A 15028-nucleotide genomic window follows, 5' to 3' on the forward strand; every position below is an offset into this window, starting at 1 on the left:
TGCTTTTATCCATAGTTCTTTTCCATTTTTTCATATTTCCTCCATTTTCTTTTGTTCCCCTCAAGCTAAACTATTAAAATACGCAACTGATTAATTTTTAATATATACCTTATTATATTCAGTTAAATTTATTGAAATGGTTCCTAACTGATTTTACTCAACCTTGAGTTAAGCGAATTACCCACCATGACGACACAGAAACGCCGTACAATTTTGACTCGCTCTGCCCTGTTTGTTGCTCTGTTAGCTGCGGCTGGCGCAACGTGGTATGCCTACCATAAAAATAACCAAAATGAAGTACCAACCACAGCCAGTGCAACCCAAGGCGGACAAGCGAAAAAAGCAGGTGGAAGACCATCACGCCCACTTGCACCCGTTCAATTTGCCACTGCCCAAGAAAAAATCGTGCCGCGTTTTCTATCTGGTTTAGGTACCGTGCAGGCCGCTAACATGGTGACGGTCACTAGCCGTGTTGAAGGCCAACTCATGAATATCTACTTCACCGAAGGGCAATCCGTCAAAGCGGGTGATTTACTCGCGCAAATTGACCCTCGCCCTTTTGAAGTGCAACTTGCCCAAGCTGAAGGTCAATTAGCCAAAGATAAAGCGACTTTAGCCAATGCTCGATTAGACTTGACCCGCTACCAAAAACTGGCGGGAACCAAAGTCATCTCCCAACAAGAGTTGGATAACCAGCGAGCTACCGTATTACAAGCCGAGGGTAGCATCAAAGTTGACCAAGCCGCCGTTGATAATGCCAAGCTGCAACTGACCTACAGTAAAATTACCGCGCCAATTTCTGGACGAATCGGTTTAAAACAAGTGGATGTGGGTAATTTTATCTCTTCAGGGACTTCCACGCCGATTGTGGTGATCACCCAAACGCAACCTGCTGACGTACTATTTGCCTTACCTGAAGGTGACATTCCTGCTATCCAACAAGCGCAAGCAGCAGGGAATAAAGTCCTGATTGAAGCGTGGGATCGCAATAATATTGCCATGATTGCACGCGGAGAGTTATTGAGTACCGATAACCAAATTGACCCAGCAACGGGCACACTGAAAATCAAAGCACGCTTTACTAACGAAGAGCAAAAACTGTTCCCGAACCAGTTTGTGAACGTCAAAATGCAGGTAGAGACCTTACAAAATGCCGTCGTGATCCCAACTGCTGCTCTGCAAATGGGCAATGAAGGTCACTATGTTTGGGTATTGAGCGACGATGATACCGTGACGAAACACATTGTGACGGTGGGCATTCAAGACAGCCAACAAGTGGTGATTGAAAGCGGTTTATCCGCTAACACCAAAGTCATTACCGATGGCGTCGATAAGCTAACAGATGGCGCGAAAGTTGAAGTGGTCAACGCTTCAAGCCTCGAAAAGAAACCGGCTTCCACAGAGAGAAAACCTCGCAATAGCGAGGAGAAAGCCTAATGCAGCCGGAAACACATAAAGGCGGTGGCCCATCCCGCCTCTTCATTCTACGCCCTGTCGCAACCACCTTATTTATGGTGGCGATTTTGCTCGCGGGGATCATCGGTTATCGGTTTTTACCTGTCTCGGCATTACCGGAAGTTGACTACCCGACTATTCAAGTTGTGACCTTATACCCCGGAGCCAGCCCCGATGTGATGACGTCGGCTATCACGGCACCGCTAGAAACGCAATTCGGTCAAATGTCCGGCTTACAACAGATGTCATCACGTAGCTCCGGTGGCGCGTCAGTGATCACCTTGATGTTCCAGCTCTCTTTGCCTCTCGATGTGGCGGAGCAAGAAGTCCAAGCGGCGATTAACTCTGCCACCAGCTTGCTGCCCTCAGATTTACCATATCCACCGATTTACAACAAAGTAAACCCTGCGGATCCGCCCGTTTTAACGCTCGCCGTTACCTCAGATGCAATGCCGTTAACGCAGGTACAAGATATTATTGAAACCCGCGTGGCACAGAAAATTTCCCAAGTGACTGGGGTGGGCTTAGTCACCTTAGCGGGGGGGCAACGCCCAGCTGTGCGCGTCAACCTTAATCCACAAGCCATGGCGGCAAAAGGATTAGACAGCGAAACCATTCGTACCGCTATCAATAATGCGAACGTCAACTCCGCAAAAGGGAGTTTTGATGGCCCAACCCGCTCTGTGACGTTATCTGCGAATGACCAGATGAAATCCCTTGAGGATTACCGCAAGTTGATTGTGGCTTTCCAAAATGGCGCACCAGTGCGTTTGGGGGATATTGCGACTATTGAACAAGGTGCTGAGAACGCCTATCTCGGTGCATGGGCCAATAGCCAACAAGCAATTGTGATTAACGTTCAGCGCCAACCGGGCGCGAACGTGATTAGCACCACGGATACTATCCGTGCTCTACTGCCCGAACTAATTGAAAGCTTACCAGCATCCGTTAACGTGGATATTTTGACCGACCGCACCAGCACCATTCGCGCTTCCGTCAATGATGTCCAATTCGAATTAATGCTCGCTATCGCCCTCGTGGTGATGGTGATTTATTTATTCCTGCGTAATGGGATTGCGACGCTGATCCCCGGCATCGCCGTGCCATTATCGTTAGTCGGCACCTTTGCCGTCATGTATTTTTGTGGTTTTTCCGTCAATAACCTCACATTGATGGCGCTAACCATCGCCACGGGATTCGTGGTGGATGACGCTATCGTGGTGATCGAAAATATCTCCCGCTATCTTGAAAAAGGGGACAAACCGGTTGTTGCCGCCTTAAAAGGTGCAGGAGAAATCGGTTTTACCATCATCTCCCTGACCTTCTCTTTGGTTGCCGTGCTGATCCCACTGCTGTTTATGGGGGATATTGTCGGGCGCCTATTCCGTGAGTTTGCGATTACGTTGGCGGTGGCAATTTTGATCTCCGCCGTGGTATCCCTCACACTCACCCCAATGATGTGTGCCCGCTTGCTTAAACCGGAATCCCAGCATAAACATAATCGCTTTGAAATCGCCTGTGAGCGTTTCTTTGAATGGATGATTGCGGGTTATGGTGTCTGGTTAAAACGGATTCTTAACCACCAATGGTTAACTCTGTGTGTCGCGTTGGGAACCTTAGTACTAACCGTGCTGCTGTATATGTGGATCCCGAAAGGGTTCTTCCCACTGCAAGATAGCGGCATTATTCAAGGTACCATTGAAAGTCGCCAATCTATTTCGTTTGCTGCAATGTCGAAGAAGCAGCAAGAAGTGGCGGGAATTATTCTGGCAGATCCGGCGGTTGAGAACGTCACCACCTATGTGGGGATCGACGGTAATAATGCCACACTGAATAACGCCCGTATTCAAATCACATTGAAGCCCCTTGATGAGCGAGATGACCGTGTGCCTACGATCATTCCTCGCTTACAACAAGCCACCAGCGGTATTACAGGGGTTAATCTTTACTTGCAGCCATCACAGGATTTAACCATTGATACGCAAGTTTCCCGTACCCCGTATCAATTCACGCTGCAAGCAGGCTCTCTGGATGAGCTCAGCACTTGGGTACCAAAATTGCAGGAAGCCTTAAATAAACAATCCGCACTCATTGATGTGAGCAGCGACTGGCAAGATAAAGGTTTAGTCGCGTATGTGAATGTGGATCGTGATACCGCGAGCCGTTTTGGTATTACCATGTCAAATATCGATAACGCGCTGTATAACGCGTTTGGTCAACGCATGATCTCCACCATTTACACCCAAGCTAACCAGTATCGCGTGATTTTAGAACACAATACCCAAACCCGTGATGGAATGGAGGCGCTCAATGATATTCGCTTAAAAGGCACTGATGGCGCCATTGTTCCGCTGAATACCCTCGTGAATATTCAAGAAGGTTATGGGCCTTTAGCGATTAATCACCTCGACCAATTCCCGTCAGTCACTTTCTCTTTCGATGTAGCGGGAGATTCTTCATTAGAAGAAGCAGTCAATGCGGTGAAACTGGCTGAAAAACAGATTGCGATGCCAAAATCGATTACCACCCAGTTCCAAGGGGCGACCCTAGCCTTTGAAGCGGCGCTGAGTAGCACCGTTTGGCTGATTTTTGCCGCGATCATCGCAATGTATATCGTGCTGGGTATTCTGTACGAAAGCTTTATTCATCCAATTACCATTTTGTCCACATTGCCGACCGCTGGCGTGGGGGCTTTGCTCGCGCTAATGATGGCGGGCAATGAGCTCGATGTTATCGCCATTATCGGGATTATCTTGCTGATAGGGATCGTGAAAAAGAACGCCATTATGATGATTGACTTTGCCCTCGCCGCAGAGCGTGAGCAAGGTTTATCTCCATATGATGCGATTTATCAGGCTTGTTTACTGCGTTTTCGCCCAATCCTGATGACTACCATGGCCGCATTGCTTGGTGCGCTCCCGCTGATGCTCAGTACCGGTGTCGGCGCAGAACTGCGCCAGCCTCTGGGAGTCTGTATGGTAGGTGGGTTGATCATGAGCCAGATTTTAACCCTGTTCACCACGCCTGTGATCTACTTGATGTTTGACCGTTTAGCCCATCGATTCAATCGTCGTGGGCACAAGGCACAGGAGTCTTAATGAAACGCTTCTTTGCTTTATTTATTAGCCGTCCGGTGGCGACCACGTTAATCAGTGTCGCCATTACCCTGTGCGGTGCATTGAGCTTTCTATTTTTACCTGTGGCGCCATTGCCACAGGTAGACTACCCTGTGATAAGAGTGACAGCGTCACTTCCAGGTGCCTCTCCTGAAACTATGGCCTCCTCCATCGCGACACCGCTTGAGCGCTCATTAGGTAGTATTGCTGGATTAAATGAGATGACCTCGAGCAGTTCGTTAGGACGAACCTCCATTACCTTAGAGTTTGATTTAACCAAAGATATCAATAATGCCGCGCGGGAAGTACAAGCAGCGTTGAATGCCGCACAAAACTTATTACCTAGCGGTATGCCAAGCCGCCCTCGTTACTATAAATCAAACCCATCTGACGCGCCGATCATGATTTTAACCCTCACATCAAAAACCCTCAGTACAGGGGAAATGTATGATGTGGCGTCTACACGCTTAGCTCAGCGTATCGCGCAAATCGATGGGGTCAGTGAAGTTGCAGTAGGGGGTGGTTCTCTTCCTGCTGTGCGTGTGGAACTCAACCCAACAGCCCTATTTAATCAAGGGGTTTCCCTTGATGCTGTGCGCTCTGCCATCAGTAGTGCTAACGTGCGCCAACCACAAGGCTATATCAATAATGACGATAATCGCTACCAAGTTCAGACTAACGACGAACTGAAAAAAGCCGCCGATTACCGTCCAATTATTGTCCATTACAGTAATGGCAATGCCGTCAAACTCAGTGATGTCGCCGTCGTAAAAGACTCTGTCCAAGATGTGCGAGCCGCAGGGATGTCCAGTGGTGAACCCGCAATTTTGATCATCATTCGCCGCGAAGCGGGTGCCAATATCATTGAAACGGTCAAACGCATTCGCGAGGAACTCCCAGAATTTAAGGATATGATCCCCGCCGCCATTGATTTACAGGTTGCCCAAGATAGAACTCCGACCATCAAAGCATCGTTGGCAGAAGTCGAACGAGCATTAATGATTGCGATTGCGCTGGTGATCCTCGTCGTATTGCTATTTTTACGTTCAGGTCGTGCCACTTTAATTCCCGCCATTGCTGTGCCTGTCTCGTTAATTGGTACTTTTACTGCCATGTATTTATGCGGGTTCAGCCTCAATAACTTGTCATTAATGGCCTTAACCGTCGCCACCGGATTTGTGGTGGATGATGCCATCGTGGTATTGGAGAACATTTCTCGGCACATTGAAAATGGTCGAAAACCGTTTATCGCGGCTGTTAAAGGGGTTTCTGAGGTTGGCTTTACCGTCGTTTCGATGAGTATTTCTTTAGTGGCGGTGTTTATTCCACTGTTACTGATGGATGGATTAGTTGGGCGATTATTCCGCGAATTTGCCATTACGCTCTCGACTGCCATCGCGATATCACTGATTATCTCCCTAACGTTAACCCCGATGATGTGCGCACATTTACTGAAAAAACGCGGCGCGGCCAATACCAAGCAACGAGGATTTGGACGCGTTCTTATTCGGTTACAAGAAAGTTACGGCGTCACGTTAAATTGGGTGTTATCTCATCGTCGCAGTGTGCTGGCGGTGCTGATTGCGGCAATTGGCTTGAATGTTTATCTGTATATTTCGATCCCTAAAGCCTTTTTCCCAGAGCAAGATACAGGACGTTTGCTGGGATTCGTTCGAGCAGACCAAAGCATCTCATTCCAGTCAATGAAGCAAAAAATGACTAGCTTTATGCAGCAAGTAAAAGCGGATCCTGCCGTGGATAGCGTCACTGGATTTACGGGCGGCAGCCGCGTCAACAGTGGCTCTATGTTTATCTCCTTAAAGCCACTGGATGAGCGCAAAGAGAGTGCTAACAGCGTGATTAACCGCTTGCGCATGAAACTGGCGAACGAACCCGGTGCCAACTTATTTATGATGCCCGTGCAAGATATTCGCGTGGGAGGACGTCAATCCGAAGCCAGCTATCAATTTACTCTGTTAGCCGACGAGCTGGATGCATTACGTTCATGGGAGCCCGCTATTCGCCGAGCGCTGGGGGATTTACCTCAGTTAACCGATGTGAACTCCGATAAAGAAGATAAAGGCGCGGAGATGGCATTAACCTATGACCGCGATTTGATGGCGCAACTGGGGATCGATGTGCGTGATGCAAACAATCTGCTCAACAACGCCTTTGGTCAACGTCAAATTTCTACCATTTATGAAGCTATGAACCAATATAAAGTGGTGATGGAAGTGGCGCCGGAATATACCCAAGACGTCAGTTCGCTGGATAAAATGTTTGTGGTGAATAAACAAGGAGAAGCGATCCCCCTCTCCTATTTTGCTCGCTGGCAGCCCGCCAATGCACCCTTAAGTGTTAACCACCAAGGGTTATCAGCCGCGTCCACCATTTCCTTTAACGTGGCAGACGGTTATACCTTAAATGATGCCATTGTGGCGGTGGAGAAAACCATGACCGCTTTAGGCGTTCCCTCGGCGGTGCGTGGCACTTTCGCCGGAACCGCCCAAGTTTTCCAAGATACCTTAAAATCTCAATTGTTTTTAATTTTAGCGGCGATTGTCACGGTCTATTTGGTACTGGGTATTTTGTATGAAAGTTATATTCACCCACTTACCATTCTGTCGACACTGCCATCCGCAGGTGTCGGTGCGTTATTAGCCTTGGAATTATTTGATACGCCATTTAGCCTCATTGCCTTAATCGGCATTATGTTGCTTATTGGTATTGTGATGAAAAACGCCATTATCATGGTGGATTTTGCTCTTCAAGCCCAACGCAATGGGAACTTATCGGCGAAAGAGGCTATTTTACGCGCGAGCCTGCTGCGTTTTAGGCCGATTTTAATGACCACCCTTGCTGCGATTTTTGGGGCGCTCCCTTTGATGCTAGGCACGGGTGATGGCGCAGAGTTACGACAACCGCTGGGGATCGCGATTGTCGGTGGTTTGGTTATGAGCCAACTGCTGACCCTATTCACCACTCCGGTGGTGTATCTCAGTTTTGATAGTTTGAGACAGCGTTTTTCACGCAAAGCGCCTTCAATGCAGGAGAAATCCCATGAAGCTTAAACTCACAAGCCTCAGCACTCGGTTATTTATCGCTATCTTTGCCACCTGTTTGCTGCTGGTGGCTATCATGCACCAAGGCGTCAGAATGGGCTTCCAGCATGGTTTTATTGACTATATTAAAGAGAATGACCAACAACGTGCTGAGCTACTCGCTTTAGCGCTTGCCGAACAATATGAGGAAGAAGAAAGTTGGCGTTTTTTGGCGGTCGATGAGCGGATGTTTTTCCGTATTTTACGCAATGTCGATAATCAGCACCAAGGGCAAGGTCATGGCGGTGGTCATAAGCGAATGCGTGGTATGTTTTGGGTTTATGACACCAAAGACAACCTGATTTGGGGGCGTGACCTCCCCCCACCGGATCAAGTCATCCGCGTGCCCGTCAAAACGAACCGAGGCGCAACCGTCGGCTGGCTAGTCGCCAGTTATGAAAGTGGGATCAGCAACCAATTAGACCAACGTTTCGATACCCAGCAGATGCACATTAGCTGGGTAATTGCAGGGTTATCGCTGTTCGTGGCGCTGCTAGTGACCCTATTTTTAGCTCGCGGCTTTTTAAAGCCCATCACCCGATTGCTGGAAGGTACTCAACAACTCGCTAAAGGTAATTTCAGTGCGCGGGTGTCTGAGGTTGGTCAAGATGAGTTGGGACAGCTGGCGAAAGACTTTAACCATCTCGCCTCTACCTTGGAAAAAAATGAGCAAATGCGCCGCGATTATATGGCGGATATTTCCCATGAATTACGTACCCCGCTCTCCGTTTTACGCGGCGAACTTGAAGCCGTGCAAGACGGTGTGCGCCAAGCAACACCTGAAACCATCAATTCCCTACTCAATGAGACTCAAACACTGATAAAACTGGTCAATGACCTGCATCAGCTTTCGTTATCCGATAGAGGCTCCTTGGTTTACCGTATGGAATCTATCGATATTATCCCGATTATTGAGATGAATTTAGGGCAAGCCAAATGGCGATTGGAAGATAGGCAGCTAGCGTTAGAAACTCAATTTTCTGCCCATTCCCATCTATTTGCTGACCCTGATCGCATCAACCAACTGTTTTATAATTTGATGGAAAACAGCCTGCGCTATACCGATCCTCACGGTAAAATTGCCGTCAACGTGAGCCAACATGACCAACAATTAGTGATCACGTGGGAAGATAGCGCACCGGGATTAAGTGTTGAACAGTGCCAGCGTCTGTTTGAACGATTTTACCGTGTGGAAGTTTCTCGTAACCGTGCGAGTGGCGGCTCAGGTTTGGGGCTGGCGATTTGCTATAATATTGTCGAAGCCCATAACGGGACTATTTCTGCGGCACCCTCTCCACTCGGTGGCGTGAAGATAACCATTCAACTTCCCATTGCGACGCAGGAGGAGCAATAGTGTCTTTGTCTGAATCCCCTTTATTGGGAGCCAATAGCGCCCATGTTCTGATTGTTGAAGACGAACCTAAACTTGGGCAGTTACTGTTTGATTATCTGCAAGCGGCTGGCTATGTTCCCGCCTTGCTGATGCGCGGTGATGAAGTCATCCCCTATGTACAAAAGCACTTTCCTGACCTGATTTTATTAGATTTGATGTTACCAGGACTCGATGGTATTTCAGTCTGTCGTGAACTGCGTAAATTCAGCGACGTTCCAGTGATTATGGTGACGGCTAAAACGGAAGAAATTGACCGTTTATTAGGGTTGGAAATTGGTGCCGATGACTACGTTTGTAAGCCCTTTAGCCCGCGAGAAGTGGTTGCCCGTGTGAAAACGATTTTGCGCCGTTGCCAAAGAGCCCCTTCTTCTGTGGGAAGCCAAGAGACTCAGCTGGTTATCGATGAAAATGCCTTCCAAGTCCGTTATGGGGATAAATTACTGGAATTGACCCCCGCAGAATTTCGTCTGCTAAAGTTTTTGTCTGATAACGCTGGTACCGTGTTTTCGCGGGATCAATTGCTGGATATTTTGTACGATGACCATCGCGTGGTTACCGACAGAACCATTGATAGCCACGTCAAAAATTTACGCCGTAAGCTCGAATCCCTGGATGACGAAAAAACCTTTATCCGCTCTATCTATGGTTTAGGCTATCGCTGGGACGACATCTAATCACAGCCAGCGTTTCTGTAACAAAATTATAACCCTGTTTTTTGCATGGGAAATTTGGCATTCCCCTCATTTAGCGTTAAAATCCCCACCCTCGAATTTTTACACCAAGCCATCCGGCTTGGTGCTGACCTGACATCAGACTGAGAACTAACATGTTTACACCAGAATTATTATCCCCAGCAGGTTCCTTGAAGAACATGCGCTATGCTTTCGCTTACGGTGCCGATGCGGTTTACGCCGGTCAACCTCGTTATAGCTTACGCGTGCGCAATAACGAATTTAACCATGAGAATCTCGCTAAAGGGATCAATGAAGCCCATGAGCTGGGTAAAAAATTCTATGTGGTCGTCAATATCGCGCCACATAACGCCAAGTTAAAAACCTTTATTCGTGACCTCACTCCCGTGATTGAAATGGGCCCCGATGCACTGATTATGTCCGACCCCGGTCTGATTATGATGGTGCGTGAAGCCTTCCCGGAGATGGATATTCACTTATCGGTTCAAGCTAACGCCGTCAACTGGGCTTCCGTGAAATTCTGGAAACAAATGGGATTAACTCGCGTGATTTTATCCCGAGAATTATCGTTGGAAGAGATCGCTGAAATCCGCCAGCAAGTGCCTGAAATTGAGCTGGAAGTCTTTGTACACGGCGCGTTATGTATGGCGTATTCCGGTCGCTGCCTGCTATCTGGTTATATTAATAAGCGTGACCCGAACCAAGGTACCTGTACTAACGCGTGTCGCTGGGAATATAAAGTTCAGGAAGGTAAAGAAGACGATGTGGGTAACATCGTGCATGTCCATGAGCCAATCCCAGTTAAAAACGTAGCGCCAACACTCGGTGAAGGTGCGCCAACTGATAAAGTTTACATGATTGAAGAAGCGATGCGTCCGGGCGAATACATGACAGCCTTTGAAGACGAACACGGCACTTACATCATGAACTCAAAAGATTTACGCGCCATCGAGCACGTTGAAACGCTGACAAAAATGGGCGTTCATTCACTGAAAATCGAAGGCCGTACTAAATCATTCTATTATTGTGCTCGTACTGCCCAAGTCTATCGCCGCGCCATTGATGATGCAGTAGCGGGTAAGCCATTTGACCCAACCCTGCTTTCTACCCTTGAAGGGTTAGCACACCGCGGTTATACCGAAGGTTTCTTACGTCGTCATACCCATGATGCCTACCAAACCTATGAATATGGCTATTCCGTTTCAGATACCCAGCAATTTGTCGGTGAGTTTACAGGTAACCGAGTGAATGGCTTAGCGGAAGTCGATGTGAAGAACAAATTTAGTGTCGGTGATAGCTTAGAGTTAATGACACCGTCAGGTAATATCGTCTTCACTCTGGATGCATTAACTAACCGCAAAGGTGAATCTGTTGATGTGGCTCCTGGCAATGGGCATGTGGTTTATCTGCCGATCCCCGAAGATGTGGATGTAAATTTTGGCTTGTTGATCCGTAATCTTGCGGGAACGACGACTCGAGACCCGCATCAAGCCCAAGAAGAAAAAGCGTAAAAGCGGAAACTACCGAGCATTCCATTAGCTTATTGCTAAACACGTTTTACTAAATAGAAGCCCATGGTCGATGACTATGGGTTTTTTCTTAGGTATTCGTGTAAAAAACGGTCATTTTATGCTTTATTTTAGTTGAGAATCATTCTCGTTATTGACAGTTTCGTTAAAAAGTGCACTCAATATCCAAATTTATGCAACAGATCACATCAATTGGTTATTCTATATCGTATAGTCACTGTCGAAAACGAAGAACTAGAAAGTCATAAATTAAGACTAGGAACCACCTCCTTGGCTGGCTCAATCTCCCTTGAGCTAGCCATTTCTTTTTTCTAGCTCCCCAAATTCTTACCACCAGCGATGAAAATGGTGTACAGGTCCAAAACCACTGCCAACTTCTAAACTATCCGCTTGCTCCAACGCCCCTTGCAAATAGGCTTTTGCTTCCACAACCGTTTGTTGCCAATTCGCAAAACGCGGTCTCAGTGCGGCTAACGCTGCTGATAATGTACATCCTGTACCATGGGTATTTTTGGTATCGATACGCACCGACGTAAAACGCCACTCGCCTTCTGGGGTGATCAACCAATCAGGGCTTTGAGAATCGATTAAGTGCCCACCTTTCATCAAGACACTTTGGCAACCCAATTGCAGTAAACGTTGTCCTTGCTCACGCATTTGTTCTTCAGTTTGTGCCATTTGCTCATCAAGTAATACAGCTGCTTCCGGCAAATTTGGCGTGATCAGCGAAACCATGGGTAAAAGCTCGCGTCTTAGGGTCTCTACCGCGTCTGGTAATAATAGCGGGTCTCCACTTTTGGCTACCATCACCGTATCGAGTACCACATAAGGTACGGGTGTTTTTTTCAACGCATTGGCGACCACTTGGACATTATCGCGATTAGATAACATACCGATTTTCGCGGCATCAATACGGACATCACTTAAAACAGAGTTCAATTGGGCCGCAACAAAGTCTGAAGGGATATTATGGATGGCTTGAACACCTTGCGTATTTTGTGCCACCAGCGCAGTCATCACACTGGTTCCATACGCACCGAGTGCGGAAAATGTTTTCAGGTCTGCTTGAATACCGGCTCCGCCTGATGGATCCGTTCCCGCAATCGTTAATGCATTCACTCTCATTAATGCCCCTCCATTGTCTTCAGAAAAATAATTGCCTTCAGAAAAATAATTGCCTTCAGAAAGATAATTGACCTTAGTCATATTGCGCTTATTGCATCTTTTTAACTTAATAAAAATCATTAAGTTAATTAAATAACGTCCTTAAATGAATTGTCTCATACACAATGCTAATTACTAGCAGATTATCCATTGACCTCAATAATTAAATGCGATTGATTTTCATCAAAAACAACGAGTTTAATTTGTATTTGAAAATCATCATGTTGCATGATGAATATTCATTGAAATATCTATTTTTGCTATGAATATCGAATTGATTTCTTACAGCAAATTACGATCCCAATAAGTCATTATCCTAATTTAACCATTTATTGCTGTCCTATTTAGCTTATCTTTATTAAAATAATTCACACTACAATTATTACAATTGCGATAATGATGTCATCATTGTCAATGTCTATCATGACTCATCTATCAGATAACACTAGATTGGATCCACAATGAGAGTTAATAAAAACATACAGTTGGTTGTAGGCGCATCGGCAATTCTGAGCGCTTCAATCTGCATGTCATCACCTGCGTTGGCTGAAGAGCAGTCAGTCGGTTTATGGGATAAATTCACCAATAATGTCAGTACCACTTGGGATTCTGACAAATATGAGCTGTATATCCCGTTCTTCACATGGCATAACCGTCTTATGTACGATAAAGAAAAAACAGATACCTATAATGAAGAGCCATGGGGCTTTGGTATCGGTAAATATCGTTATGATGAAGATAATGACTGGCATGCGCTCTACGCGATGGCATTTATGGATTCCCATAATAAAGTCGAGCCAATCGTAGGTTATGGTTTCCAAAAAATGTGGATCCCAGGTGACCTTGATGGCTTCCGTATGGGAGCAGGTTTCACATTAGGTATCACCGCGCGTGAAGAATATAGCTATATTCCACTCCCTGCGCCCCTGCCTTTAGTTTCTATTGAATATGATAAGCTTTCTGTTCAAGCGACCTATATTCCAGGAACATACAATAACGGTAACGTCCTGTTTGCTTGGTTACGTTGGCAGTGGTAAGCGCTTGAGCTTACGCTCATCTCGCTAGAAACTGATTTAGCAGAACTGATTTAACAGAAAATAAGCGCATAAAAAAACCGGTAGATTAAGCATCTTACCGGTTTTTTGTTTTTTATTTATCAAGACTTTTTACTTATGCAGCCTTGCTCTCTACACCTTGTTTTTTGGCACCTGAGAATTGATAACCAACCCACAGAACCGCGACCCAGAGAGGCATAATCAGTACAGAAACGCGTAACCCATCCATTGTCAGAATAATAATCAAGATCAGCGACAAGAACGCTAAACATAGATAGTTACCAAACGGATACCAAATACTCTTAAACTTCGTTTCAATGCCCTGTTTATTCATCGCGGCTCTAAACTTCAAGTTAGAAACACAAATCATAATCCAGTTTAGCACCAGCGTTGTTACCACTAAGGACATCAGTAATTCAAACGCCTTGCCTTCCATCACAAAGTTAATCAAGATCCCGCCAGAAGTCGCGATACCTGAAATAATTAGCGCCATTACAGGCACGCCGCCTTTATTCACTTTTGCCATAAAGCGCGGTGCGTTACCTTGTTGTGCTAAACCATACAGCATGCGGCTAGTACAGTAAGCACCACTGTTATAAACCGACAGCGCAGCAATCAAAATCACCACGTTCAATGCGTTGGCAACAAGCAAGTCACCCAACTCATGGAAAATCAGTACGAATGGGCTAGTTTTACCATCCAGTTGTACCCATGGATACAGCGCCAGTAATACCGCCAATGAGCCGATATAGAATATTAAGATACGGTAAACTACTTGGTTGATGGCTTTTGGAATGCTTTTATCTGGATCTTCCGCTTCTGCTGCGGTGATCCCGACTAACTCCAGTCCACCAAATGAGAACATAATAATCGCCAGCGCAACCAATAGCCCGTTATAGCCTTTGGCAAAGAAGCCGCCGTATTCCCACAAGTTACTCACTTTGGCTTGAGGGCCGCCATGGCCACTAAACAGCAAGTAACAGCCAAATAAAATCATCGCGATAACCGCAACAACTTTGATCAGCGCAAACCAAAACTCTGTTTCCCCGTAGGAGCGAACGTTAATCAGGTTAATCGCATTAACTGCAATAAAAAACACCAGCGCCGAAACCCAAATAGGTAACTCAGGCCACCAATGCTGCATATATTTACCCGCCGCAGTCAGTTCAGTCATCCCCACGAGGATAAACATCACCCAGTAGTTCCAACCCGAGAGGAATCCGGCAAAACCGCCCCAATATTTGAATGCGAAATGGCTAAATGACCCTGCAACAGGCTCTTGAACAATCATTTCACCTAACTGACGCATGATCAGAAAAGCGATAAATCCACACAATGCATACCCGAGTAATACCGACGGACCTGCCATTTGGATAGTGGTTGCTATCCCTAAAAATAGCCCTGTACCGACAGCGCCCCCCAAGGCAATTAACTGAATATGCCTGTTTTTCAATCCGCGCTTTAACGTCTGTTGCGCCATATCTTTACCCTTCGTCCTCTAGCTTTTTGTTATCGTCCACAGT

Annotated in this window: 9 protein-coding genes; 7 read left to right on the forward strand and 2 right to left on the reverse strand. The window is 46.4% G+C overall.

The features are described from left to right. The first annotated feature begins 186 nt into the window (after positions 1-186). The 6 genes from QS795_RS09690 (at position 187) to trhP (ending at position 11268) form a co-directional block, all read left to right on the forward strand. Positions 187-1437, forward strand: a complete 1251-nt coding sequence (locus QS795_RS09690; protein ID WP_286270347.1) for an MdtA/MuxA family multidrug efflux RND transporter periplasmic adaptor subunit — start codon at positions 187-189, stop codon at positions 1435-1437. Then, positions 1437-4553, forward strand: coding sequence for an MdtB/MuxB family multidrug efflux RND transporter permease subunit (locus QS795_RS09695; protein WP_286270348.1), 3117 nt, complete (start codon positions 1437-1439; stop codon positions 4551-4553). The genes QS795_RS09690 and QS795_RS09695 overlap by 1 nt, the downstream gene beginning before the upstream one ends. Next, positions 4553-7642 (forward strand): multidrug efflux RND transporter permease subunit MdtC, encoded by a 3090-nt coding sequence (gene mdtC, locus QS795_RS09700; RefSeq protein ID WP_181477234.1) that lies wholly within the window; start codon positions 4553-4555, stop codon positions 7640-7642. The genes QS795_RS09695 and mdtC overlap by 1 nt, the downstream gene beginning before the upstream one ends. Then, positions 7632-9026: an envelope stress sensor histidine kinase BaeS gene (gene baeS, locus QS795_RS09705; protein ID WP_286270349.1), complete on the forward strand. Its 1395-nt coding sequence runs from the start codon at positions 7632-7634 to the stop codon at positions 9024-9026. Before mdtC ends, baeS begins: the two co-directional genes overlap by 11 nt. Further along, positions 9026-9739, forward strand: coding sequence for an envelope stress response regulator BaeR (gene baeR, locus QS795_RS09710; RefSeq protein WP_418055350.1), 714 nt, complete (start codon positions 9026-9028; stop codon positions 9737-9739). Before baeS ends, baeR begins: the two co-directional genes overlap by 1 nt. 152 nt (positions 9740-9891) lie before the next feature. Further along, positions 9892-11268 carry a prephenate-dependent tRNA uridine(34) hydroxylase TrhP gene (gene trhP / locus QS795_RS09715; protein WP_154603630.1) on the forward strand — a complete coding sequence of 459 codons (1377 nt, stop codon included), beginning with the start codon at positions 9892-9894 and terminating at the stop codon, positions 11266-11268. A gap of 345 nt (positions 11269-11613) precedes the next feature. Here the strand turns inward: trhP and thiD are convergent, their stop codons facing one another. Then, positions 11614-12411 (reverse strand): bifunctional hydroxymethylpyrimidine kinase/phosphomethylpyrimidine kinase, encoded by a 798-nt coding sequence (gene thiD, locus QS795_RS09720; RefSeq protein ID WP_154604392.1) that lies wholly within the window; start codon positions 12409-12411, stop codon positions 11614-11616. Positions 12412-12911: 500 nt separating this feature from the next. Between thiD and pagP the strand changes: the two genes are divergently transcribed. Further along, a complete protein-coding gene (gene pagP / locus QS795_RS09725) occupies positions 12912-13487 on the forward strand; it encodes a lipid IV(A) palmitoyltransferase PagP (RefSeq protein ID WP_154603629.1) in 576 nt (191 codons plus the stop codon). Positions 13488-13620: 133 nt separating this feature from the next. Here pagP and QS795_RS09730 read toward each other — a convergent pair whose 3' ends face one another. Further along, a complete protein-coding gene (locus tag QS795_RS09730; protein WP_154637740.1) occupies positions 13621-14985 on the reverse strand; it encodes an amino acid permease in 1365 nt (454 codons plus the stop codon). Positions 14986-15028 lie beyond the last annotated feature (43 nt).

Origin of the sequence: Providencia zhijiangensis, from assembly GCF_030315915.2 — a bacterium.
GTDB lineage: Bacteria > Pseudomonadota > Gammaproteobacteria > Enterobacterales > Enterobacteriaceae > Providencia > Providencia zhijiangensis.